Consider the following 23,144-nt stretch of genomic DNA (forward strand, 5'->3'; position numbering starts at 1 on the left):
AAATTACCTTATCATAGGATATTTTTGTGTCATCAAAAAGTACATGGCTTACATTAACTACAGTGATATTTTCTAAACTTAATAAAGTTTTCTCAATCTCTCTAGCTACTTTTTCATCAAGACTGGCAAATGCTTCGTCTAAAAAGATGATATCTTTATTGGCAAGAAGACTTCTGGCAATAGCTATTCTACTTTTTTCACCGCCAGATATATTCTTACCATTGTCGTAAATTATTGTATCTAATTTATTTGGTAATTCTTCTACAAACTGGGTAAGCCCTGACCTTCGAATAGCTAAGTTAATCTCTTCATCACTATAATCTTTATAAAGGGTTAGATTATTTCTCAGCGTATCTTCAAAGAGAAAAACTTGCTGCTCTACATTTGCAATGATGTTAAAATAACTTTCTTTAGTTATATCTTTCAAGTCTAAATTATCAATAGTTATTACACCGTTAGATGGAAGAAAATATTTACGTAATAGTTTTAGTAAAGTGGATTTACCTCCACCACTGGGACCAACAATTAGATATTTCCCACCCTTTTTAAATTTTAAATTAATATTCTTTAAGATTAGATGATCATCGTATCCAAAGGAAACATCCTTTAATTCTAAGGTATCATTAAAAGAAGTAAGTACAATCTTCTCCTCGTATTGATTGTTATTTTTAAGGGTTTCTTCCATTTTTTTAAATAAAGATTTAACAGAAAATATTTTTGGCAACCATTCGGCAACTTGCATTAGAGGGTTAATGATTTTATCCATATTACTAATTATTAATACTACTCCACCGGCAGTCATATGACCTCTAATAGCCATAAAAATTACTACTGCGGCAATGCCAAAAAAGGAAAGAAGAACTGTAAAATGTTGGATTGCCAAGAAAAATGTATATATCTTATCAATAACATAACCTTTATATTGGATATCTTTACTTTTATTATAGAAATTGTCCTTAACTTTAGAACTAAGGTCATTGGCTTTAATAATAGAAAATGCTCCAAGAACTTCTCTAATATAGGAAGTATAATCTTCGAAAAGTTTAGATCTTTGAGCTTGATGTCTTTGAAGAGGTTTGCTTAAAAATATTGTTAAAATAGTACTTAATAAAGTAATGATAACTGCTAATAACAAGGCGAAGGGGCTTACAGAGTAAATAACAATTACAGCTACTAGGAAAGAAATAACATTCATGCAAACTTGAAAAATACCTTCAATATAATTGTTTTCAATTATATTCATATCATTAGTCATTGCTGAGATATACAAACCATTATTATCCCTTTGAAATTCACTAATATTTTTTTTGAAAACACTATTCATAAAAGCAAACTTAAGGGAAGAAAGTGTTTTGTATTTGTATAACCCTTTCGCAAAGGATAAAGCAAGATTGATAGGTAACAATGATATAGCTAAAAAAACTAAAATCTTTGCTTCATTAAAAAATAACATTTTATCTCCTGCTAATGCAGTATCAACGACCCTCATCATAAATATCGAAATGAATCCTTCAATAATAGAAGAGGCAGCACCGATTAAAACAGCTAAAATCAAAAATGGCCATTTGTTAAATACTGAATTTTTCATACGGCAATCTCCCCCCGAAAATATTCTTCACTGGTATATTTATTGATTTTCCCGTTAACTATTTCTAGAACATAATCGTATTTTTCTGTAATTCCTTGATAATAGCGATGGGAAATGGCGATAACGGTACTATCTAAAGAGAGAATAGTATTTTCGATACTCCTACCTAATTCTTCATTTAAACTTGAAGTCCCTTCATCAACGAACAATATCTCTGAATCTTTAATAATTGCCCTTGCTATCGAGATCCGCTGCCTTTCACCACCAGACAAATTTTTACCATTTTCTAAAATCATCTCATTTAAACCTAAAGCCTTTTTATTTATAACATCTTTTAAACCGGCGGCATCAATAGCTTTAACAATTTTCTCTTCTTCATAGTCTTTATAAAGGGTAATATTATTAATTATGGTATCTTCGAACAAGAAAACATCTTGATAGATAAAGCCAACCTTTTGATTGAGGCTATCTTCATTTATCTCTTTATAATCAATACCGTCAACGGTGATCATTCCTTGATAATCATCATAAATTTTAGAAAGTAATTTAATAAGGGTAGATTTGCCAGCTCCACTAGCACCTTTAATTAAGTATTTCTTTCCTTTTTCAATTGTAAAACTTACACCACGAAAAACTTCTTTACCTTCATAGTTAAAATATAAATCTTTGACTTCTATCAGGGATTGGAAGGAAAATTCTTTATCTCCAGAAGAGGCTGGAAGGATATCTTCATCGGACTTAGTTATTTTATTGTAGATATTGACTGAGGATTTGAGTTCATTTAACAATGGCAATAAGCGAACCATACTCCATACAGAATTGCTTGATAATTGAAACATAAATATCAGTCTTGTTAGGGACATATCGGTAGAGTGGAGGTTTAACAAATATATTAGTATAGAAACAACCACAAAATATCCCATCAAATTACTAACCCTAGCTTGGCCTTCGGTAAATACAGTATATTGGTACTTCCTTTTCTCTAGATTCTTTATTTTAAGTAGAGTTTTCTTTAGGAATCTATCTTCTATATTATTCAATTTTAAAATTTCTAAGCCGTTAAAGGTATTAGCAATATCTATTGAAAATTCTTCATTACTATTAGAAACTTTTTCTTGTAGTTCAACAGTTTTCTTTTCAAATAATTTTATAATTAAGAGTAAAAGCAATGAAATAAAAAGTATACCTATTGCAAACAAAAAGTCCATAAATCCTAATATAATTATTACGGCAACGAAGGTACCACCGGTAAATATAACATTGATTAGTTTTAAGAAAAAATTATTTTCAAAGATGTTAATATCATTGATTAAGTTAGATATATATGAGTCCTTTGATTTCATATTAAAGGTTTTATATGATGACTTCATGATTTTATCAAAGGCCTTAACTCGAACATCTAAAAGAGTATCCCGCATAAAAGAAATTCTCATAAAACGGGAGATAAGATACAGGACCGAACCTAAAGTAACAGCACCCAAAGAAACAAATACTACCTTAGTAAAGTGCTCTATAGTGGCAATTTCAATACTTCCTATCATTAAAGCCAAAGTAAAGTTAATAATCAATTGATCTGCTATAGGTATCATACAAGCTAAGATGTATAAAGCGAATCTGAATTTTCTCTTTAACAAAAGTTCCTTCACATTTCTCACCATCCAATCTTTAAAATTTTAATTATAAATTTAAAAATTTAAAACTTTACTTTAATTATACACATAAATCTTAAAATTTCAAGAGTTATTTTGAATATTTTTATTTATAAATTTAATAATTTTAAGTTTTTAATTAAAAATGTTAAAAAATAATAACACAGTGCTTTGTATTTGTAATGAATAAAAATTATTATACTAATTATAAAAAACTCTTGACTTGAAAATGAAAAAAGTATATAATTTATATTGCTGTGAGAGTTAAATAAGTTTTATGCGGGTGTAGCTCAATGGTAGAGCCCTAGCCTTCCAAGCTAGTTACGTGGGTTCGATTCCCATCACCCGCTCCAATTTTATTAATAAATATGGCGGCATAGCTCAGTTGGCTAGAGCATACGGTTCATACCCGTAGTGTCCGGGGTTCAAATCCCTGTGCCGCCACCAACAGGTATATTACATCCCTTAAGGGATGTTTTTTATTTTGTAACATAAAAATTTAAAAAGGGAATAGATTTAATTATGTAAAATAAAGAAAAGAGTCCCTAAAAAATAGAAGGGACTTTTATTTTTCGCAAAAAATGGTAAAATATATCTTAATAAAAGAAGGAGGGGGTTGTAGATGAAAAAAGTATATATTTATACCGACGGTGCATGTTCTGGAAACCCTGGACCGGGAGGATATGGGACAATATTAAAATACAATGAACATGTAAAAGAGTTATCGGAGGGTTACAAACTTACTACTAATAACCGAATGGAACTCTTAGCAGTTATTAAAGGGTTCGAAGCTTTAAAAGAACCTTGTGATGTAACTGTTTTCTCAGATTCTAAGTACATAGTTGATGCAATAAATCAAAAATGGGTATATAAATGGAAAAATCAAGGATGGATGAGAAATGGTAAGGAAAAAGCCTTAAATTCTGATTTATGGAAAAGGCTTTTACAATTGATGGAACCTCATAAAACCCAATTTCTTTGGGTAAAAGGACATGCAGGTCATCCTGAAAATGAAAGATGTGATTTTTTAGCTACAGAAGCTATAAAAAAACCACATCTTTTGGATGATGAAGAATTTATGAAAGAAAGATCAAAGGAAAATAGTTTATTTTAAACCTAGTTTTCTTTCAAATTCCTTTACCATATTTGTATATTTGAAAATAGCATTTTGACTGGTTTCTCTTTTTTCATATTCTTCTACCATCTCATGAAATTTCCTTAAAGTTTCAGGTTTAAGCTGTTTTTCTGCAAACATGAAAAGGGCATTATCTTCTTTATCAATATGACGATGTAAAAGGTCTGTGTAGCAGATGGCATTGGCGATTATATCTAATCTAGCTTCATCATCACCTTCTTCATGTTTTTTTAGAGCGTCTTCTAAATTCTTGATAAATAACCTACCTAAATCGTGTTCCGCATACATCCCACTTAACGGCGCTTCAACTAAATCTTTACCTAATTCTTCTGTCATTATTTGAAATAAGAATTCTTCTTCCTTACCATGGTGATGTTTATCGGCAAAATTTCTAACAAAGTCGATACAATCTCTAAACAACATATAATCTACTTTGTTATTTAAAACTTCTACACAAGCTGCCCTTATTATCCTAAGCATTCTCTTTATGTACTTATGTTCATCAATCATCAATTGAATACCATTCATACCTTAAACCTCCTATTTTTAATTTTATTATACACATAGTTTTCTTTTTCTATTATGATATTTATCACAAGTTTATTGTTTTTCAGGATTTAATTTATTTTAAAAATATATTGAGGGAGGAATTAAAAATGGATTATTTAGAAAAAACCCTTTATAATTATGAAAATTACGTAAACCCTGCTATGGCTAGGCTATTTCGCTTTATGGGCCTTGCTACAATTGAGGAAAAGGCTGAAGGAATCTACATAACGGATAATAACGGAAAAAAATACATAGATTGTATTGGTGGATATGGTTCAATTAACTTAGGTCATTGTAACAGAGAAATAATTGAAGCATGTAAAGAACAAATGGACAAAATGCCACTATCTTCTAAGGTCTTGATAAACTCTAAGCTTGCAGAACTTTGTGCTTTACTAGGTGAAATTACCCCAGAAGGTTTACAATACTCATTTATCTGTAACAGTGGAGCAGAGGCAGTAGAAGGAGCCCTTAAATTAGCTAAAATAGCTACTGGAAAAAGTGAAATTATTGCAACAAAGGGCGGTTTTCATGGTAAAACCTTAGGTTCTTTAAGTGCTACTGGTAGAGAGCTCTTTAGAAAGCCCTTTGAACCACTATTGCCAGGTTTTAAACATGTTCCCTTTGGTGATTTAAAGGCTGTGGAAGAAGCTATAACTCCAGACACTGCAGCGGTAATCATTGAAATTATTCAAGGGGAAGGGGGAGTTATTGTACCCCCTGAAGGATATATTGTAGGTTTGAGGGAACTATGTACTGAAAAGGGAGTATTATTGATAGTAGATGAAGTTCAGACAGGGATGGGTAGAACAGGAAAAATGTTTGCCTGTGAACATTTTAATATAATCCCAGACATCCTTTGTCTAGCAAAGGCGTTAGGTGGAGGGGTAATGCCAATAGGTGCATTCGTTTCTACAGCGAAACTATGGGAAAAATTTATTGAAGCTCCCTTATTACATACATCTACTTTTGGAGGTAATCCACTAGCTTGTACTGCAGCTATTAAAACAATAGAAATTCTCAAACGGGATAATATTATAGATGAGGTTTGGGAAAAAGGTCAATATTTTATCGATAAACTATTAAAACTACAAGAAAAATATCCTAATGTTATTAAAGAAGTTAGGGGAATGGGGCTTCTCATAGGTTTAGAGTTTAGCAAAGAAGGAATTGGTGGTATGTTAATGTCAGAAGTTATTGATAGGGGACTATTAGTAGCTTATACATTAAATAACGAAAAGATTATCCGGATTGAGCCACCATTAATTATAACTAGAGAAGAAATAGACAAGGTTGTGGAAATTTTAGACGAAGCTTTTGCCACTGTAGCTATGTTTGTTGAAGAATTATAAAATTTAGGAGGGGTAAAAATGCCTTTTGTAGAAACTAGTATAACAGTTAAAGGTAACATAGAGGAGATTTATCCAATAGTTAAGGATATGGAAAGTTATCCTAACTTTATGGAAAGTGTTAAATCGGTGAAAGTTATAGAAAGGGATGGAAATACCACCTTAACTAAATGGGAAACAGAGCTTAAAGGGAAGCCTTTCAATTGGGTAGAAAGGGATACCTTTTACGATGAAGATTATAGAATAACATATCAATTGGTTTCAGGGGATTTGAAGAAATTTGAAGGTCAATGGACATTGACAGAAACAGAAAAGGGAGTAGAAATTCACTTAACAGTAGATTTTGAATTTGGTGTTCCTATGATAGCTTCATTACTTAATCCTATAGCTAAATTAATTATCAAACAAAATTGTGATTCGATGCTTACCGCCATAAAACAACAAATTGAGGGTTAATTTGTCCTAATAGTTTATACCAATCGCAAAAATATTGCCCTTTATAATAGGAATAACCCTATTACAAAAGGGCAATTTATTTAATATAATCTTTTTAAGGATGGTGATGAAATTGGAGAGAAGTTTTGTAATGATAAAGCCTGATGGCGTTAAAAGGGGACTGATTGGGGAAATTATCAACAGGTTTGAAAGAAAAGGCTATATTATAAAAGATTTAAAAATGATGACTATACCAGAAACTTTAGCTGAAAAACATTATCAAGAGCATCAACAAAAACCTTTCTTTAATGAACTAATTCAATATATTACATCAGGGCCTGTAGTGGCGATGATATTAGAGGGAGAAAATTGTATTTCAGGGGTAAGGACAATTGTTGGCAGCACTGACCCAACAAAAGCAGCCCCTGGGACCATTAGGGCAGATTATGCTACTAATATCCGCTATAATGTTATTCATGCCTCTGATTCACCAGAAAGTGCCCAGCGGGAAATAGACTTGTTTTTTAAGTAGTATATTTTAAGTAATATATAGAAGGAATTCCTGTTATTTTGCCGAATTAAATAATAATCAAAATAACAGGAGGAGTAGCAGATGTTGTTAGAAAGAGAATATGTACAATTCTTAGAAAAAATCTACAAAAAAACAGGGCTGAATCTCAACCTATACAAAGAAAAACAAATGAAAAGAAGGATTGACACCTTAGTTCAAAAATATAATAAGAACACCTATGAAGATTATTATAACTTGATTTTAGGAAACAGGGAATTGTTTGACGAATTTATGGATAAAGTGACTATCAATGTCTCTGAGTTTTTCCGGAACTTAGAAAGATGGGAAGTATTGAAAAAAGAAATAATCCCAATCTTAAGGCAATATAATAAGGGAAAATTGAAGGTTTGGAGTGCCGCTTGTTCTACCGGTCAAGAGCCTTACTCCCTTACAATGCTTTTAACCAATCTAGAGATCCCCCACGAAATTTTAGCAACAGACCTAGATAAAAAAGTTCTAAGTAAAGCTAAAGAGGGAAAATATGATATTAAAGAAATTTCTGGGATACCTGAAATTTACCACCAATATTTAGTTAAAGAAAAGGATCAATTCAGGATAAATCCTAGTTTAAAAACAAATATCACCTTTAAAGAGCATAATCTTCTAACCAATGACTACCCAAAGGGTTTTGATTTAATCCTCTGTAGAAATGTAATGATATATTTTAAAGAAGAAATTAAAAAAGAAATTTATAGTCAGTTTAATCAATCATTAAATAGAGGGGGAGTATTATTTGTAGGAAGTACAGAGCAAATTTTCTTCCCGCAAAAGTTAGGGTTTAAATCAATTCAAACCTTTTTCTATCAGAAAATAGAATAAAAAAACACCTAATAGGGTGGAAAAGATAAGGTGTTGGTATTACCAACACCTTATTAGTAGATAAAATAAAAAAAGACCTAAATTTAGGTCTTTATATTCAAAATGGTGAGCCATCCGCGACTCGAACGCGGGACACCCTGATTAAAAGTCAGGTGCTCTACCGACTGAGCTAATGGCTCATAGTGGCTGGGGTAGCAGGACTCGAACCTACGAATGCGGGAGTCAAAGTCCCGTGCCTTACCGACTTGGCTATACCCCAACATTAGATGGTGGAGAGGACTGGATTCGAACCAGTGAAGGCGGAGCCAGCAGATTTACAGTCTGCCCCCTTTGGCCAACTCGGGAACCTCTCCATGTTAAAGAAAAAATGGAGCCGACGATGGGACTCGAACCCGCAACCTGCTGATTACAAGTCAGCTGCTCTGCCAATTGAGCTACGTCGGCATATTTAGTGGCGGAGCTGACGGGATTCGAACCCGCGATCTCCTGCGTGACAGGCAGGCATGTTAGGCCTCTACACCACAGCTCCATGGTCGGGGCGAAAGGATTTGAACCTTCGACCCTCTGGTCCCAAACCAGATGCGCTACCAAGCTGCGCTACGCCCCGACAACAATAACAAGTATAATACAAGACCAAATCAATGTCAAGTGTTTTTTTGAAAAAAATTAAAAGTTTTTTATAGCATCCCAGAAATTTGACCAAATTTCTCTATTAAATAAGGATGTAAAATTACCTTGATTATCTTTAGTAATTAAATAAATTCCTATTTGGAGACCAATAATAAAAAGGAGAGCTGCTATTACTGGAAACCAAGTATATTTAAAAAATTTAACAGTTCCTTGACTAACTACCACTTTAACTTTTTTCCGAACCACTTTACCCACACCTCCTGCTACTTAAATTATACATTATTATAATTATATATTACAAGAAATATTTAATAAGGGGAAAAACATATGAAAAAATTTTGTTCTATAATTATTTTATTGTTTTTATTAAATTTAAATACAGAATATATTGAGAGGGAAGAGATACCTAAAGATTTAGGCTTAAATGTCCTTGAAATTTATAATTATAAAGAAGAAATACTTATTTTCTTTGATGGGTACCACCAAAATGGTGTGATTTATTTCGGGGATTTTAAAGATATCCACTTAATCTACGATTTCAGTGATTTAGATTTTATATTGGTAAGGGATAATACTAGTAATGTAAAAAATCTCAATTTTTACTTTATAGGGCAAAGAACTAATATTGAATTACAAGATGAAGACAACAACCTAATAATTATTGATGAAAATACTATATTTTTAGAATTAAAAAGATTTAAGTTTATTATATCTAATGATTTAGTTTCTGTCCAACACCTTTACAAATATGATCCCCAATTCTTTATACTCAGTCAATTAACAGATATTACTAAGGTAATAGAAAGTTTTAGTGTTGAACAAATTTTTATTGTAAGTGAAGAGTATCCTTCAGAAAATAATCCTTTAGTTTCCTTGATACCTAAAGGTTATTATGTACAATTTATTTGCAATGAAAGTTCATATAAATATCAATTTAAGATGTATTAAAATAAAAACCCTACCTTTTAGGTATTTTTTAGCAAATTTTTAATAGTAATTTAATAAAAAAGGAAAAAGGTAGGGGAGAAAAATGATATTAAAGTTATTAAATGAATATGAATTAAGAATTGCAGAATACGATCAGTATTTAGTGGTTTTTTTCAAACAAAATCCAGATGTAATAATTGGTCGTCTAAAAGTAAAAAATACCCTTGAAAGGGAAGAACAAAAAGAAAGATTTAAACTAATGCCTGCAGATTTAGTAGATGATCGAATCTTAAGCCTCTTTGATGGAATACTGTATACAGGAGGGATAATATCTCCAGTAAGATGTATATATTGCCATAAAAAACTATATTTTGATGAATATACCTTAAAAAATAACTATACTATAGAGTGTTGTTATTGTCACAATGAAAATAAGATCCAGTTTTGTAATTCAATTAGTGACGTAATATTATAAAATAAAAGGGGAAGGGGAGAGCCCTTCCTGTAAAATTATAGCTTACCGTTTTCCATTAAATATTTTTCCGCATTTTTAATCATTACTTTAACCATAGCACCACCAATTTTACCGCCAATTTTCCCACACTCGTAGGAAGTCATATTAGCCCAACCTTGAGTTTCGATTTTATTTCTAATTCCCAACTGTTCAGCAATTTCATATTTAAACTGATCAAGGATTTCCTCTGACATAATTTTATTTCTCTTAGCCATAAATATCACCTCCTTTACTATTAGTTTTAGCATTAAATAATTTGCTATGTTAGTATATCTTTCTATAATAAGTGAAGGCTGCCAATAAACTTTAATAGGTGGAGTTGTTAGTCTCCACCTATTTTTAATCAATATCCTATACCAAACTTTTTGTTAACGTCCCATCCTTGGTGTCATATCTCTAATGATTTGAGCTATTTCATCTAAAGACTCACTGATTGGTCTGCCTTGCTGAATATTTCTTGAAATGTTTTCTATCCTATTGGTGATTTCAGGATCTGCTGTAACTAACGCTTCGCTGATTTCTGGGAATTCCCTTTCTACTTTATCAGCAATTTGTCTTTTCATTTGTTGTCCAGCAGCATTATCCCTATTTCTTGCCTGTTGTTCATTTCCACCCTCTATCCTTACACCAATTAGAGCCATATTTCCCATAACTACTGCAGTGGCTCTATCAACATTCTCCATCCTTGTTACCATTTGGGCTATCCTTTCAGCAGTATCATCAGCTCTATTATTTGCCCTTGGAGCAGGTGTAGGTGCTGGAGCCGGTGTTGGAGCTGGTGGTGCTGGCCTCATATTAGGAGTTTGTGGAACATTAGGATCGTATGGAGATGGATTTACTGGCGGTCTGTATGGATCTGGAGTTTGATCAGGTGGAACATTTGGTGCTGGAACAGGACTTGGTGCAGGAGCAGGACTTGGTGATGTTCTACATCCTACAACGGTAAATATCATCGCAAATACTAATAAACCAACCAAATAAAATTTGGTTTTATTCAAATAAAACACCTCCTTAAATTTTTTTTGCTTCTTCGTTAATATCTTTCCACTTGCATAAACAATATATACTTGACAAAATTAGTAGTTTTATACCTAAAAATCTATAATTTTACAAAAAAATTTTTTAATGATAAGATTATTAAAAGAGAAATTTGTAGAGGTGAAGGAAATGAATGTAATGATAACCAATGATGATGGCATTTATGCCAAAGGCATAGATGCTTTAGTAAAAGAGTTTTCAAAAAAAGGACACAAAGTCTTTGTAGTTGCACCTGAAAGGGAGCGAAGTGCCGTTAGTCAAGCAATAACTCTACATAAACCTTTAAGAATACAAGGGGTAGATAAATGGAAAGATATTGAAGCCTATGCGGTAAATGGTACTCCAACCGATTGCAGTAAATTAGGATTAACAGAATTAATAAAGGAACCAGTGGATGTAGTGGTTTCAGGAATCAATAAAGGCCCTAACTTAGGAACCGATGTTTTGTATTCTGGAACTGTTTCAGCAGCAATTGAGGCAACTATTATTGGGGTACCTGCTATTGCCATATCTTTAGTTGGACATAATAATGAACTTGACTATACCTTTGCTGCACAAGTTGCAGAAAAATTGGCTGTGGAACTATTAAAACAGGGAGTACCTAAAGATACTTTATTAAATGTCAATGTCCCCCATTTACCAAAAAATGAAATTAAAGGTGTTGCCATAACTTCTTTAGGACAAAGGAGATATGATAAACTCTTCCATAGAAGGGAAGATCCTAGAGGAAACGTGTATTATTGGATGGTAGGAGAGGTACAGGATTATATAGAAGATCAAAATACCGATGTGGCAAAAATTAAAGAAAATTATATCACTATATCCCCTATCCATTTTGATTTTACAAAATATAACTTAATAAATATGTTGGAAAATTGGCAGTTAGATGAAAAATTGTTTTAAAAACTATTGGAAAAAATCTCGAAAAGATATATAATAATGTTAGATGTCAGACAACTAATGGAGGGATTTTCATGGAAAAACACTTTGATAAAAATTTGGCTTCAATGATTGATCATACTTTACTAAAAGCACAAGCAGCAAAGGAAGAAATTATTAAATTATGTCAAGAAGCAAGGGAGTATGGTTTTGCTACTGTATGTGTAAATCCCTGCTACATAGAATTGGCTAAAAAAGAATTAACAGGAAGTAATGTGGGAATTACTACAGTAATTGGTTTCCCCCTTGGAGCTTCTACTACTGAAGTTAAGAGATTTGAAACAAAAGATGCATTAGATAAAGGGGCAACTGAAATCGACATGGTTTTGAATGTGGGAATGATGAAATCTGGGGATTATGATTATGTTTTAAATGACATTAAAGCTGTGGTAGAAGAGGCAAAAGGAAGGGGTATAGTAAAGGTAATCTTAGAAACCTGTTATCTCACTGAAGAAGAAATTGAAAAAGCTTGTCAGTTATCTATGGAAGCTGGGGCAGATTTCGTAAAAACATCTACTGGTTTTGGTACAAATGGTGCAACTGTAGAACACATTCAATTGATGAGAAAAACTGTTGGAGAAGATAAAGGAGTAAAGGCATCTGGAGGAATAAGAAACAAAGAAGTGGCTGAAGCAATGGTTAGAGCAGGTGCTAACCGTATCGGTGCCAGCAGTAGTATAGCTATTGTAGAAGGTAAGGAAGCTTCCCAAGGTACATATTAATTCCAAAGATAAACACTTAATAATCTCCTTAAATATAAAGGAGATTATTATTTTTTGTCGAATAATATATAAGGTTAAAGTTTATTATTAAAATCTAATTAGAAGGTGTAAACGATGAGAAACAGAAATTTATTCACTAGAAAAAGACCAACAAATAAGAAGAAGTTATTAACACTATTTTTCCTTTTAATATCTTTTAGTATATTTATTTTTCTACTATCTTTTTTAAACTCTCAAGAAGAATCTACTTCTTCTTTAAAGCGAAAATTAAAAATTCCTACTGACAGTAAAAATGTAGTACAGGAAATTCCTAAAACCGGGCTACCTCAGGAAAATTATTTTCTAGGAGTAACTGGTTTTCAAGAGGGAACAAATAACTTTATTAGATTTAACTTTACTAACCTAGAAAAAAGTGAAGTAAAGGTAGTAGACTCTAAGGAAAATATTAAAATTACAGTTACTAATGTACAAAACGCCGCAGAATTTTCTAATGGCTCCCATTTATTAAGCCATGTGACAATAGATGTCAAAGGGCAAACTATAACCTTCCTTTTAGATAAAAGACCTTTAGAGGGAAGGGGACAAAGGTATTTAATACAACAAGCCCCCCAATACATCCAATTTAAGCTTTTATCACCAGGCTTAGAAGGAAAAAGGATTGTCATAGACCCCGGACACGGCGGTATTGATCCAGGAGCCGTTGGTTCAACGGGGATAACAGAAAAAGAGGTGGTATTACCTATTGCACTTAAGCTTAAAGGGTTACTTGAAGAAAAAGGAGCAGAAGTGATTTTAACAAGATATTCCGATGAACGTCCTTTTCCAGGTACTTATCACAATGATTTAATAAAAAGGGTTGAATTTGCTGCCAACTTTAATGCAGATATGTTCATTTCCCTTCACAATAATGCCAATGATATAAAAAGTGTAAGGGGTATTGAAACACTGTACAATGCCAATACCTTTAATGGTTTACAGTCCAGAGAATTAGCTATCTTAGTACAACAACATTTAGTATCAGCATTTGGTGCTAGGGATCGGGGAGTGGTAAATCGCAATAGTATTCAACTTAGGGGAAAAAATTTCATATCTGTCCTTCCTGAAATCTTGTTTATTACTAATCCTGAAGATGAAAAAATAATTTTAAGGGCAGATTTTGCAGAAAAAGCGGCCCAAACTTTGTTTAATGCCATTAAAGAGTATTATTCAAACTAGACACTCCTAAGCTCCTTAATGTATAATTGAATTTCTAAAAGAGTTTTGGGAGGTTGAAAATAATTATGTTTATAACTAGGGGCAATTATAATGGGGATACAATAGTCAAATATCAACTATTAGAATTATATCAACCTTTATTGGGCTATGAGGCTATAGCCCTTTGGATATATTTAAAACATTGTATTAACAATAATTTAAACATGTCCTTTAAGGAAATTTATCAAAAATTACAAATGTCTGAGACAACTGGGACCATAGCCTTTAAGCTACTACTTAAATATCAGTTAATAAAACAAGAAAAGGATAAACTGGTTTTGTTAGAGCCCATGTCTTCAAACCAGTTTATTAAGTTTGTAAAAGATAATGAAAATATTGATATCGAAACGAAAAAAAGATTTTTTACTTTAGTAGAAAGTTATCTTGAACCGAAAGAAGAAGTTCTATTAGGTAATGAAGAAACTCCTTTTATCGAAAATAGTGATGAAATTACAGTAATTCAGCGTGAAGATGAGTTAGTAGCTCGCTTTATTAAAGAATGTAAATTTCATCCCACTAAACAATTGAGACAACTATTTGATGATTGGTTTTATCATATAAAAGATTTTAGGCTTTTAGAGGAATTATTAATTAGAACGAAAAATAAAATTGAAACTGATGGAATCAAGGGTTGTCCTAGTAAATATGCCGATAAAATTGTTAAAGAATGGCTATTGATGGGAATTAAAACTTATGAAGATTTAAATAAAAAAGATCAAGCATTTAAACAAAATTGGGAAGTTTATCGTATGGTAGAAAAGGAGTTAAATAAAGGGTATGATACTTTAACTCCTGAAGAAAAGAATATGATAAATCTTTGGTTAAAAGGTGATAAATCCTTAGAAGCCTTAAGTCCTACATTGATCCAAGAAACGATAAAACTGATAATAAGACATGGATTTTATAAGGGTAAAGGTTCTCCCACTGTTGCCTTTGTTAATAAAATAATCAATAAATTACAAAGGGCTAAGGTCAAATCATTACAGGAAGTGGAACAGTATCTTTTACCAAAAAGTAATAATAAAGAACCCTTAGAAAAGAAAAATTTCACCCACGAACACAGCAAATCTGACTTAGAAGAAGCTATTAGAAAAAAAACACTATTATCTTATGGCCTCAATGGGGAGGGAAATAATTGATGGAAGAATTGTATAATAAAATGTTAGATAGTGATAATTTTTTAATCAGACAAAAAATTGTAGCAAGCCATCAGAAAAATATTGAAAAACTTTATCAACAATTTCCTGACCTGAAAAAATTAGATACAGATATTGCTAATCTTCAAAAAGAGTATGCCATAGAATTAGCAAAAAAAATTAAGGGAGAACAATCCAAAGACCTTAAAACTCTACAGGAAAGATTAGATATCTTAGTTAGTCAAAAAAATCAATTCTTAAAAAACAATAATATTCCAGTTAACTATAAAGAACCCCAGTGGAAGTGCGGAAAGTGTCAAGATAGGGGAAAAATCTATACTTCTTTAGGAGTAAAGCCATGTGATTGTCAAGTTGATGATTCTTTGGTTTTCAAAAAAAGAAGGGCAGGTCTTACCCCGAAAATCCAAAACTCCACCTTTGAAAACACTAATTTTTTAAAATACTTACCAAATGATAGGAAAAATGCAGAAACTGTATATAAGGTAATTCAAAACTACTTAAATAAATTAGTTACTTATATTAAAAAAGGACAAGCCTTTCAAGAAGGAATTTTTATCCATGGCCAAACGGGATCAGGTAAAACCCATCTTTTAGGTTGTATAGCAAATTTTCTTATAGAACAGCAAATTGATGTTCTTTATGTGGTATATGCTGACCTCCTAGACAAAATTAGAGAAACATACAATGAAGAAGCTACAGAAACAGAGAGTGCCATATTGCGTAGGGTTACCTCAGTTTCTGTATTACTCATTGATGATTTAGGGATGGAAAAAAATTCTGAATTTGCCCAAAAGTATTTAGCCCAAATAATTGATCATCGTTACCGCAATATGTTACCAACAATTATAACTTCAAATTTCACCTTAACTGAGTTAAAAGAAAGAAGTAAAAATGATATGTATGGTGAAAGGGTAATTTGGCGGTTAGTGGAAATCAGTCATTTATTCCAGTTAACTGGAAACTTACGGAACACACTTTAATGGGGAGGAGGGTAAAACTTGAATTATGAAGCTATTTTAAATGAAATAAAGGATAAAATAGATATTGTAGATTACATTGGACAGTTTACAGAGCTAAAGAAAAGGGGAAACCTTTATCAAGGAAAGTGTGTTCTTCACAATGACAAAGATACCCCCTCACTAACGGTTTATGATGAAACCCAAAGTTTTTATTGTTTTGGTTGTAAAGCTGGTGGAGGAGTTTTAGACTTTGTAAAGGAATATTATAATTTTGATTTCAATGAAGCATTAGAATTCTTGGCGGAAAAAGCAGGGATTCAATTATCCCATATTGATTTATCAGTATATCGTAAAAAAAAGGCGAGGGTTCAACAAAATCAAGTACAACTAGAAGCTTCTAAAGAAGTTATGATCAAAACGGCAAATGTGGGTAAAGAGTACCTGAAAAGTAGGGGTATTACAGAACAAACGGTAAATGATTTTGAATTAGGATATGATGATAAAAACAATTCTATAGTAATTCCCATCCACGACGGTATGGGTAAAGTAGTGGGGTTTAGTAATCGGTTTTTAGATGAAGGGGTAGAACCTAAATATAAAAACTCTAGGAATGATGAAGTTTTCAACAAAGGGGAACTTTTATATAATCTCCATAGAGGTAGAAAACACCTAACCGATACCCTTTACGTAGTAGAAGGTTATTTCGATGTCATGAGTTTGTGGCAAAGTGGTTTTTTAAGTTCAGTAGGGATAATGAAGGATGTCCTTACAGAACAGCAAGGGAAAATAATTGCTAAGCTATGTAAAGGTAAACAATATAAAGCTGGAAAAACCATTATTTTAATTCCCGATAATGATTCTACTGGTATAAAAAGTGTTGAAAAAAATAAAAAAATATTATTAGATGAGGAACCTACTTTAGACATTCGGGTAGCCATACCAGAACATCCCTATAAAGATGTCAATGATATCTTAAAGGCTGAGGGAGAAGAGGGAGTTCAAAGGCTTTTAGAAAAGACCGTCTACGCCGATTACTTTATTTTAAAACATCTACTAAATGAGCAGAAAACCGTTGAAAAGGAATATTTAGTTGCTAAAGAATATATCACTCAAAATGTCTATAATGAAATGGTAGCAGAAGATTTAATTAAGTATCTGGCGGAGCGTTGGTCAAAAACAGTTTTACAGGTTAGAGAATATTTAGAAATCACAAAGGGAAAAACTAAAGGTAAAATGCCCCACAATACCTTTGTTGAGAAACAAGTGTTGGGAATACTATTGGAACACCCAGGAAAAATTGATGAAGTTGCCGATGTTTTAATTCCCGACCTCTTTTATAATAATCAAAATAGATATATCTACGAAATTATTCTCAATCAATATCAAAAAACAGGGGAAGTATCACAACTACATTTATATTTAGAACTGCAAAAAAGAGAAGCTGTAGATAATATTCAAAACTTATTTACCGAACTAACTTCAAATGCTCCACCACCTTCAGAACTCCATAAAGGAGTAGGAATTCTAAAAGATTTATACCTAAAGCGTAAGCTTTATAAAGCTGTAGAACAAATCGGAGATTTAGTTACTGAAAATGAAGAGGCATCTGTAGATAGTATTGCTTCTCAAGCTCAAGAACTAATTTTCCAAGCCACTGATATCAATACAAATCAAAAAACTATCTATGATATTAATGAACTACTTGCAAATAGGTTAGAAGAATATGTTAAGCGAAAGGAAGGATTAACTCCTAGGGGACTTCAGACAGGGTTTATGTCCCTAGATAGCTTAACAAATGGTTTTAAAAATAAACACTTAATAATTTTAGCTGCTGCTACTTCTACCGGTAAAACTGCCTTTAGTTTAAATATTGTAAGGAATGTAATTAAGAGAAAACTCCCTGTAGCTTTTATCAGTCTTGAGATGAGTGCAGAAGAAATTATGGATAGATTGATAATCCAAGAGTTAATGATCGATAACCAAAGGTATGAACGGGGAGAATTAGGTGATAAAGAATTTACAGAATTTGTTCAAAACCTTAACCTTTTATATAACTTGCCATTAAGAATCAGTGATGAAAGGGGTATAAATGTTTCCCAAATAAGGGCTAGATTAAGGAGAATGAAGGCCCAAATGGGAGGATTAGGCTTAGTTGTTATCGATTATCTTCAAACTATAGCCATCCCCGAAAATGCTGCTAACCAAACTACCGCTAGGGCAGTAGGTGAAATAGTCCTTCAGTTGAGGAATTTAGCTGCTGAACTAGATACTCCAATCATCCTGCTTTCTCAGATAAACCGTAGTTATTCCCAAAGACAAGATAAAAGACCTCAAGTTTCAGACCTTAGGGAATCTGGAAATATTGAGGAATTTGCCGATATGATAATTTTCCTATATCGCCATGCCCGAACTAGTCTTCAGGCCTTTGAAGAAGCAAAGGCTGAAGGAAGGGAAAATGAAGTAGAAATTATCGTAGCTAAAAACAGGACTGGTAAGACTGGAACTACTACTTTGATCTTTGATGACAGATATTTACGCTATATTGATCCTTTAGGAGAATCTTTAGAAAAAAGTGCTCCTAGGTAGTTGACAAATTATTTACAAGTGGTAAACTAAATATGTAACCTCGTTAGGTGAGGCTACTATATGAACATAGGCTACTGCCCAGAAATGTCTAGAGACACCAATGGGTAGAACAGGCACTGCCGAAATAAGGCATGCTTAATGTAGCTGAGTGTTATGTATTAACTACTCTACGTCATATAGTGCTGAAACTCAAACGTATGAGGTGGGTTAATTATGCTATGCATTTATTGCCTTCCTCAAATTGAGGAAGGCTTTTTTTAATAACACATAAGAAACTATGTGTATATTTTGAAAGGGGTGAGTTAAATGGCATTAGAAAAACAAGCATGGGAGAAAATATTACGCTATTTAAGGATAAGGGATAAAGAACGAACGGATCTACTAGACGATCTACTACCCCAAGATTTAGCAGAACAAATTTATAGTTTACCAAATCAAGAGAAAATAGAGATATTTGGTTTATTGAACAATGAAGAAGCAGCAATAATTTTAGGTGAAATGGAACTAGAACAACAAGCAAAAATAATTTCTCTGTTATCACCTAAAATTGCAGCAGATATTTTATCTGAAATGCCTTACGATGATATGACTGACCTTTTAGGTGAACTAAAAGAAGATCTGAAAAACAAAATTTTAGGCTACATGCAAAGTGATGATGCTGAAGAAGTAAGGGAACTGCTAGAATATCCAAAGGACTCTGCTGGTGGTATTATGACCACAGAGTTTATCGCCTTCAAAGAAACTTTAACTGTAAGAGAAGCTATTAAAGGATTAAGGGAACTAGCACCTTCGGCAGAAACAGCCTATTATATCTATGTCATTGACGAAGATGAAAGGTTAGTGGGGGTTGTTTCATTAAGGGAGTTAATTATCGCCGATGAAAACGAGATTTTAAGGGAAATAATGAGAACCAATGTTGTAAGTGTAGAAGCAGAAACTGACCAAGAGCAGGTTGCTCAAATGGTACAAAAATACAACTTCCTAGCAATTCCCGTTACTGATAAAGATAATAAACTACTAGGTATAATTACTGTAGATGATATCATGGACGTTATAGAAGAAGAAACAACTGAGGATATCTACCACTTAGTAGGTACTTCAGAAGTAGAAGGAACTACCTTAGTTGAAGCAAGACCTTTCTCCATTGCAAGAACCCGTTTACCTTGGTTAATTATATGTCTCTTAGGTGGATTGTTTTCAGGAAGTGTAATCTCCGTTTATGAAGAGACATTAGATGCCATCGTAACTTTGGCATTCTTTATCCCAGTTATTATGGATATGGGTGGAAATGTTGGTTCCCAATCTTCCACAGTTTTTGTGAGGGGAGTAGCCACTGGCGAAATTCCACCAAATAAGATGTTTAAGTATTTCTTAAAAGAAATTAAAGTGGGCCTTATTATGGGGATAATCTGTGGTATAACCATTGCTTTGGCTGCATCTTTATGGCAAGGTATGCCTATCTTAGGCTTAGTGGTAGGGATTTCTATGTTCTGTACAGTTACTTTGGCGGCAACTATCGGTACATTAATACCTCTAATCTTTACGAGATTCGGTATTGATCCTGCTGTTACAGCCGGTCCCTTTGTAACTACTATAAAAGATGTAACAGGGTTAATGATTTACTTCTATATCGCTACAGCTTTTATGGATTATTTAATGTAATTAAAAAGCACCTTCTGGTGCTTTTTCTATTGACATTAGTATGTCAAATATATACTATAATAGTATAAATTATCCAGGGAAAAATCCTGTGAAAGTTGTATTAAACTAAATTAAGTGATATAATTTACAGAATAAAACTTTGTAGTTGGAGGGTAGATTATGGTAGAAACAAGAATAGCTGATATAGCTAAATTTGAAGGACAAGAAGTAATAATTAAAGGGTGGCTTTATAACAAAAGGTCTTCTGGAAAAATCCTATTTTTACAAATCAGGGATGGTTCTGGGTTCATTCAAGGGGTAATGGTAAAAAACGAAGTAGGTGAAGAAATTTTCGAAAAAGCTAAAGAAATTACCCAAGAATCTTCCATTATCGTTTATGGTACAGTAAAAAGGGAAGAAAGGGCACCAAGTGGTTTTGAGTTAATACTAAAGGATGTTGAATTGGTTCACTTAGCCCCTACATATCCCATTGCCAAAAAAGAACATGGTGTGGATTTCCTAATGGATCATCGCCATCTCTGGCTCCGTTCTCCAAGACAAGTAGCTATTATGAGGGTGAGAAATACCATTGTCAATGCTACCAGGGAATTTTTTGATAAAAATGGTTTTACTTTGATCGATGCTCCTATTTTAACCCCATCTGCCTGTGAAGGAACTACTAACCTATTTGAAACTGAGTATTTTGATACTAAAGCATATCTATCTCAAAGTGGACAATTATACATGGAAGCTGCTGCTATGGCTTTAGGAAAGGTTTATTGTTTTGGACCAACCTTTAGAGCGGAAAAATCAAAAACTAGGAGACATTTAATTGAGTTCTGGATGATTGAACCAGAAATGGCCTATGTTGAATTTGAAGAAAACTTACAAATCCAAGAACAGTTTGTTTCATATATTGTAGAAAAAGTCTTAGAGAAAAACCTAGCAGATCTTAAAGTATTAGATAGAGATATTTCTAAGTTAGAAAATATTAAAGCACCTTTCCCCCGAATTACTTACGATGATGCCATTAAGTTGTTACAGGAAAAAGGTGAAGATATAAAATGGGGCGATGATTTTGGTGCACCCCATGAAACTATTATTGCTGAATCCTTTGATAAACCGGTATTTGTGACCCATTATCCAACTGAAATTAAAGCCTTTTACATGAAACCCCATCCTCAAAGACCAGAAGTGGTATTGGCAGCAGATTTAATTGCACCAGAAGGTTATGGTGAAATTATTGGTGGTAGTGAGAGAATTGCTGACTTAGATCTGTTACTAAAGAGGATTGAAGAACACAATCTCCCTAAAGAAGCCTATCAATGGTACATTGATTTAAGGACTTATGGTTCAGTCCCCCATTCTGGTTTCGGTCTAGGTTTAGAAAGAACTGTAGCCTGGATTTGTGGACTAGATCATGTCAGGGAGACAATACCTTTCCCCAGATTATTAAACAGACTTTATCCATAAGATGGAAACCGTGGGAAACCACGGTTTTTTTGTATATTCTCCTTCCTTAAAAAATATATAAAAATTAGAAGGGTTTTAATCTTCTGTGTTGAAAATATATTATGTACAATTATCCTCGGGAGGAGGTATCGGCGATATGTCTGAAATGATGAAGGTTGTGATGAAAACTAAAGGGGAAAGGGGAGCAGTATTAACTGTCAAGGAAATTCCTAAAATAGGGCCTAAGGAGGTATTAGTTAAAGTTTTGGCCACCAGTATATGTGGTACTGATCTTCACATATATAAATGGGATCAATGGTCGCAAAAACGAATAAAACCACCTTTAGTGGTAGGCCATGAATTTGCCGGTGAAGTGGTAGAGGTGGGTAGTGAAGTAGAAAATATCAAGGTGGGAGATGTGGTTTCTGCAGAAACCCATATCGTTTGTGAAGTTTGTGAACTGTGTCGGACTGGAAATGCCCATTTATGTGCAAATACTAAAATATTAGGGGTAGATACCCAAGGTACATTCGCTGAATACGTAGCTTTACCAGCAGTTAACGCTTGGGTAAATCCTAAAGGAGTAGATCCTGCTTTTCTCTCAATCCAAGAACCTTTAGGTAATGCTGTCCAAACTTTATTAGCGGGAGAAATTATTGGTAAAACCGTTGCTGTAGTAGGTTGTGGTCCTATCGGCATTTTTGCAGTTGCTGTGGCTAAAGCTGTGGGAGCAGCTAAAGTGATAGCCTTAGAAGTTAATGACTATCGCTTAAACTTAGCTAAAGAGCTGGGAGCAGATGTAATAATTAACCCTAAAAATGAAGACCCTATAATTAAAGTATTAGAAGAAACAGAAGGCTTAGGGGTAGATGTGGTAGCAGAAATGTCAGGAAACCCCACAGCTTTAAAGCAAAGTCTAAAATATGTTAAATTAGGAGGTAGAGTTTCTCTCCTTGGAATACCTGCTGAAGAAGTTTCAATAGATATCGCCAATGATGTTGTTTTTAAAGGGATCAACCTTCAAGGTATAGTGGGAAGGAGAATGTACGAAACTTGGTATCAAGTTAAAGGTTTAATACAGTCTGGAAAATTAAATCTCGCCCCTGTTGTCACCCATCGACTACCTTTGGAAGAATTCCAAAAAGGCTTTGAACTTATGGAATCTGGACAGTGTGGTAAAGTAGTCCTATATCCAGACATTAAAATTTTAGAACAGTATAAATAAGGAGG

The 23,144-nt window shown here is 33.1% G+C and carries 22 protein-coding genes, 8 tRNA genes and 1 riboswitch; of the genes, 18 read left to right on the forward strand and 12 right to left on the reverse strand.

Annotation, left to right across the window (positions count from 1 at the left end; all coding sequences use genetic code 11):
* A partial coding sequence (locus BMX60_RS04315) for an ABC transporter ATP-binding protein (protein WP_091349535.1) occupies positions 1-1,588 on the reverse strand: 1,588 nt, incomplete at its 3' end.
* On the reverse strand, positions 1,585-3,234 hold the full coding sequence (locus tag BMX60_RS04320; protein WP_177159699.1) for an ATP-binding cassette domain-containing protein: 1,650 nt from the start codon (positions 3,232-3,234) through the stop codon (positions 1,585-1,587). The genes BMX60_RS04320 and BMX60_RS04315, both read right to left, overlap by 4 nt.
* Positions 3,235-3,516: 282 nt before the next feature.
* Here BMX60_RS04320 and BMX60_RS04325 point away from each other — a divergent pair.
* The 3 genes from BMX60_RS04325 to rnhA all read left to right on the forward strand — a co-directional run bounded on the left by BMX60_RS04325 (position 3,517) and on the right by rnhA (position 4,351).
* A tRNA-Gly gene (locus tag BMX60_RS04325) sits at positions 3,517-3,590 on the forward strand.
* 17 nt (positions 3,591-3,607) lie between these two features.
* Positions 3,608-3,684, forward strand: a tRNA-Met gene (locus tag BMX60_RS04330).
* Between the two features lie 175 nt (positions 3,685-3,859).
* Positions 3,860-4,351, forward strand: coding sequence for a ribonuclease HI (gene rnhA, locus BMX60_RS04335; RefSeq protein WP_091349539.1), 492 nt, complete (start codon positions 3,860-3,862; stop codon positions 4,349-4,351).
* On the opposite strand, the gene BMX60_RS04340 is transcribed toward rnhA, so the two are convergent.
* Positions 4,343-4,900: a hemerythrin domain-containing protein gene (locus BMX60_RS04340; protein ID WP_091349540.1), complete on the reverse strand. Its 558-nt coding sequence runs from the start codon at positions 4,898-4,900 to the stop codon at positions 4,343-4,345. The genes rnhA and BMX60_RS04340 overlap by 9 nt on opposite strands.
* Positions 4,901-5,028: 128 nt before the next feature.
* Here BMX60_RS04340 and BMX60_RS04345 point away from each other — a divergent pair, with 128 nt between their 5' ends.
* The 4 genes from BMX60_RS04345 to BMX60_RS04360 all read left to right on the forward strand — a co-directional run bounded on the left by BMX60_RS04345 (position 5,029) and on the right by BMX60_RS04360 (position 8,095).
* Entirely contained in the window at positions 5,029-6,273 is a 1,245-nt protein-coding gene (locus BMX60_RS04345) for an aspartate aminotransferase family protein (protein WP_091349542.1), read from the forward strand.
* Positions 6,274-6,291: 18 nt separating this feature from the next.
* Positions 6,292-6,726, forward strand: coding sequence for a type II toxin-antitoxin system RatA family toxin (locus tag BMX60_RS04350; protein ID WP_091349543.1), 435 nt, complete (start codon positions 6,292-6,294; stop codon positions 6,724-6,726).
* A 112-nt stretch (positions 6,727-6,838) separates the two neighbouring features.
* Positions 6,839-7,237: a nucleoside-diphosphate kinase gene (ndk, locus tag BMX60_RS04355; RefSeq protein WP_091349545.1), complete on the forward strand. Its 399-nt coding sequence runs from the start codon at positions 6,839-6,841 to the stop codon at positions 7,235-7,237.
* An 81-nt stretch (positions 7,238-7,318) separates the two neighbouring features.
* Complete coding sequence (locus BMX60_RS04360) at positions 7,319-8,095, forward strand: CheR family methyltransferase (protein WP_091349546.1); 777 nt, start codon at positions 7,319-7,321, stop codon at positions 8,093-8,095.
* Between the two features lie 103 nt (positions 8,096-8,198).
* Here BMX60_RS04360 and BMX60_RS04365 read toward each other — a convergent pair.
* From BMX60_RS04365 to BMX60_RS04395, 7 genes are all read right to left on the reverse strand, one after another.
* Positions 8,199-8,274 (reverse strand) — tRNA-Lys (locus BMX60_RS04365).
* A gap of 4 nt (positions 8,275-8,278) precedes the next feature.
* Positions 8,279-8,354, reverse strand: a tRNA-Gln gene (locus BMX60_RS04370).
* Between the two features lie 8 nt (positions 8,355-8,362).
* Positions 8,363-8,448, reverse strand: a tRNA-Tyr gene (locus BMX60_RS04375).
* 15 nt (positions 8,449-8,463) lie between these two features.
* Positions 8,464-8,539 (reverse strand) — tRNA-Thr (locus BMX60_RS04380).
* An 8-nt stretch (positions 8,540-8,547) separates the two neighbouring features.
* Positions 8,548-8,624: transfer RNA gene (locus tag BMX60_RS04385), tRNA-Asp, on the reverse strand.
* Between the two features lies 1 nt (position 8,625).
* Positions 8,626-8,702: transfer RNA gene (locus BMX60_RS04390), tRNA-Pro, on the reverse strand.
* Between the two features lie 59 nt (positions 8,703-8,761).
* On the reverse strand, positions 8,762-8,971 hold the full coding sequence (locus tag BMX60_RS04395; protein ID WP_091349548.1) for a hypothetical protein: 210 nt from the start codon (positions 8,969-8,971) through the stop codon (positions 8,762-8,764).
* A gap of 81 nt (positions 8,972-9,052) precedes the next feature.
* On the opposite strand from BMX60_RS04395, the gene BMX60_RS04400 reads away from it, so the two are divergent.
* Together BMX60_RS04400 and BMX60_RS04405 are read left to right on the forward strand one after the other, a co-directional pair.
* Positions 9,053-9,673 (forward strand): hypothetical protein, encoded by a 621-nt coding sequence (locus BMX60_RS04400; RefSeq protein ID WP_091349550.1) that lies wholly within the window; start codon positions 9,053-9,055, stop codon positions 9,671-9,673.
* Between the two features lie 82 nt (positions 9,674-9,755).
* Complete coding sequence (locus BMX60_RS04405; protein ID WP_091349551.1) at positions 9,756-10,127, forward strand: hypothetical protein; 372 nt, start codon at positions 9,756-9,758, stop codon at positions 10,125-10,127.
* Between the two features lie 35 nt (positions 10,128-10,162).
* On the opposite strand, the gene BMX60_RS04410 is transcribed toward BMX60_RS04405, so the two are convergent.
* Positions 10,163-10,381: a small, acid-soluble spore protein, alpha/beta type gene (locus BMX60_RS04410; RefSeq protein ID WP_091349553.1), complete on the reverse strand. Its 219-nt coding sequence runs from the start codon at positions 10,379-10,381 to the stop codon at positions 10,163-10,165.
* A 153-nt stretch (positions 10,382-10,534) separates the two neighbouring features.
* A complete protein-coding gene (locus BMX60_RS04415; protein WP_091349554.1) occupies positions 10,535-11,164 on the reverse strand; it encodes a YhcN/YlaJ family sporulation lipoprotein in 630 nt (209 codons plus the stop codon).
* Positions 11,165-11,333: 169 nt separating this feature from the next.
* Here BMX60_RS04415 and surE point away from each other — a divergent pair, with 169 nt between their 5' ends.
* The 9 genes from surE to tdh all read left to right on the forward strand — a co-directional run bounded on the left by surE (position 11,334) and on the right by tdh (position 23,139).
* Positions 11,334-12,107: a 5'/3'-nucleotidase SurE gene (surE, locus tag BMX60_RS04420; protein ID WP_091349555.1), complete on the forward strand. Its 774-nt coding sequence runs from the start codon at positions 11,334-11,336 to the stop codon at positions 12,105-12,107.
* A gap of 71 nt (positions 12,108-12,178) precedes the next feature.
* Positions 12,179-12,865 carry a deoxyribose-phosphate aldolase gene (gene deoC / locus BMX60_RS04425; protein WP_091349557.1) on the forward strand — a complete coding sequence of 229 codons (687 nt, stop codon included), beginning with the start codon at positions 12,179-12,181 and terminating at the stop codon, positions 12,863-12,865.
* A 114-nt stretch (positions 12,866-12,979) separates the two neighbouring features.
* Complete coding sequence (locus tag BMX60_RS04430; protein ID WP_091349559.1) at positions 12,980-14,080, forward strand: N-acetylmuramoyl-L-alanine amidase family protein; 1,101 nt, start codon at positions 12,980-12,982, stop codon at positions 14,078-14,080.
* A 65-nt stretch (positions 14,081-14,145) separates the two neighbouring features.
* Positions 14,146-15,258, forward strand: coding sequence for a DnaD domain-containing protein (locus BMX60_RS04435; RefSeq protein WP_091349560.1), 1,113 nt, complete (start codon positions 14,146-14,148; stop codon positions 15,256-15,258).
* The gene (locus tag BMX60_RS04440; protein WP_091349562.1) at positions 15,258-16,256 is read left to right on the forward strand and encodes an ATP-binding protein; all 999 of its coding nucleotides are present in this window, start codon (positions 15,258-15,260) and stop codon (positions 16,254-16,256) included. Before BMX60_RS04435 ends, BMX60_RS04440 begins: the two co-directional genes overlap by 1 nt.
* 18 nt (positions 16,257-16,274) lie before the next feature.
* Positions 16,275-18,821 (forward strand): DnaB-like helicase C-terminal domain-containing protein, encoded by a 2,547-nt coding sequence (locus tag BMX60_RS04445; protein WP_091349563.1) that lies wholly within the window; start codon positions 16,275-16,277, stop codon positions 18,819-18,821.
* A 32-nt stretch (positions 18,822-18,853) separates the two neighbouring features.
* Positions 18,854-19,030, forward strand: a riboswitch (M-box (ykoK) riboswitch).
* Between the two features lie 97 nt (positions 19,031-19,127).
* Positions 19,128-20,483 carry a magnesium transporter gene (gene mgtE / locus BMX60_RS04450; RefSeq protein ID WP_091349566.1) on the forward strand — a complete coding sequence of 452 codons (1,356 nt, stop codon included), beginning with the start codon at positions 19,128-19,130 and terminating at the stop codon, positions 20,481-20,483.
* 159 nt (positions 20,484-20,642) lie between these two features.
* Complete coding sequence (gene asnS, locus BMX60_RS04455) at positions 20,643-21,935, forward strand: asparagine--tRNA ligase (RefSeq protein ID WP_091349567.1); 1,293 nt, start codon at positions 20,643-20,645, stop codon at positions 21,933-21,935.
* A gap of 136 nt (positions 21,936-22,071) precedes the next feature.
* Complete coding sequence (tdh, locus tag BMX60_RS04460) at positions 22,072-23,139, forward strand: L-threonine 3-dehydrogenase (protein ID WP_091349570.1); 1,068 nt, start codon at positions 22,072-22,074, stop codon at positions 23,137-23,139.
* The last annotated feature ends 5 nt before the right edge of the window (positions 23,140-23,144 follow it).

The organism is Anaerobranca gottschalkii DSM 13577, assembly GCF_900111575.1.
In the GTDB taxonomy this organism is placed as follows: Bacteria; Bacillota; Proteinivoracia; order Proteinivoracales; family Proteinivoracaceae; genus Anaerobranca; species Anaerobranca gottschalkii.

What these genes read in the sequence shown, in the direction of transcription:
- rnhA (WP_091349539.1), top strand. Translation starts at nt 3,860, where the DNA reads ATGAAAAAAGTATATATTTATACCGACGGTGCATGTTCTGGAAACCCT.
- BMX60_RS04340 (WP_091349540.1), bottom strand. Translation starts at nt 4,900, where the DNA reads ATGAATGGTATTCAATTGATGATTGATGAACATAAGTACATAAAGAGA.
- BMX60_RS04345 (WP_091349542.1), top strand. Translation starts at nt 5,029, where the DNA reads ATGGATTATTTAGAAAAAACCCTTTATAATTATGAAAATTACGTAAAC.
- BMX60_RS04350 (WP_091349543.1), top strand. Translation starts at nt 6,292, where the DNA reads ATGCCTTTTGTAGAAACTAGTATAACAGTTAAAGGTAACATAGAGGAG.
- BMX60_RS04360 (WP_091349546.1), top strand. Translation starts at nt 7,319, where the DNA reads ATGTTGTTAGAAAGAGAATATGTACAATTCTTAGAAAAAATCTACAAA.
- BMX60_RS04400 (WP_091349550.1), top strand. Translation starts at nt 9,053, where the DNA reads ATGAAAAAATTTTGTTCTATAATTATTTTATTGTTTTTATTAAATTTA.
- BMX60_RS04405 (WP_091349551.1), top strand. Translation starts at nt 9,756, where the DNA reads ATGATATTAAAGTTATTAAATGAATATGAATTAAGAATTGCAGAATAC.
- BMX60_RS04410 (WP_091349553.1), bottom strand. Translation starts at nt 10,381, where the DNA reads ATGGCTAAGAGAAATAAAATTATGTCAGAGGAAATCCTTGATCAGTTT.
- surE (WP_091349555.1), top strand. Translation starts at nt 11,334, where the DNA reads ATGAATGTAATGATAACCAATGATGATGGCATTTATGCCAAAGGCATA.
- deoC (WP_091349557.1), top strand. Translation starts at nt 12,179, where the DNA reads ATGGAAAAACACTTTGATAAAAATTTGGCTTCAATGATTGATCATACT.
- BMX60_RS04430 (WP_091349559.1), top strand. Translation starts at nt 12,980, where the DNA reads ATGAGAAACAGAAATTTATTCACTAGAAAAAGACCAACAAATAAGAAG.
- BMX60_RS04435 (WP_091349560.1), top strand. Translation starts at nt 14,146, where the DNA reads ATGTTTATAACTAGGGGCAATTATAATGGGGATACAATAGTCAAATAT.
- BMX60_RS04440 (WP_091349562.1), top strand. Translation starts at nt 15,258, where the DNA reads ATGGAAGAATTGTATAATAAAATGTTAGATAGTGATAATTTTTTAATC.
- mgtE (WP_091349566.1), top strand. Translation starts at nt 19,128, where the DNA reads ATGGCATTAGAAAAACAAGCATGGGAGAAAATATTACGCTATTTAAGG.
- asnS (WP_091349567.1), top strand. Translation starts at nt 20,643, where the DNA reads ATGGTAGAAACAAGAATAGCTGATATAGCTAAATTTGAAGGACAAGAA.
- tdh (WP_091349570.1), top strand. Translation starts at nt 22,072, where the DNA reads ATGTCTGAAATGATGAAGGTTGTGATGAAAACTAAAGGGGAAAGGGGA.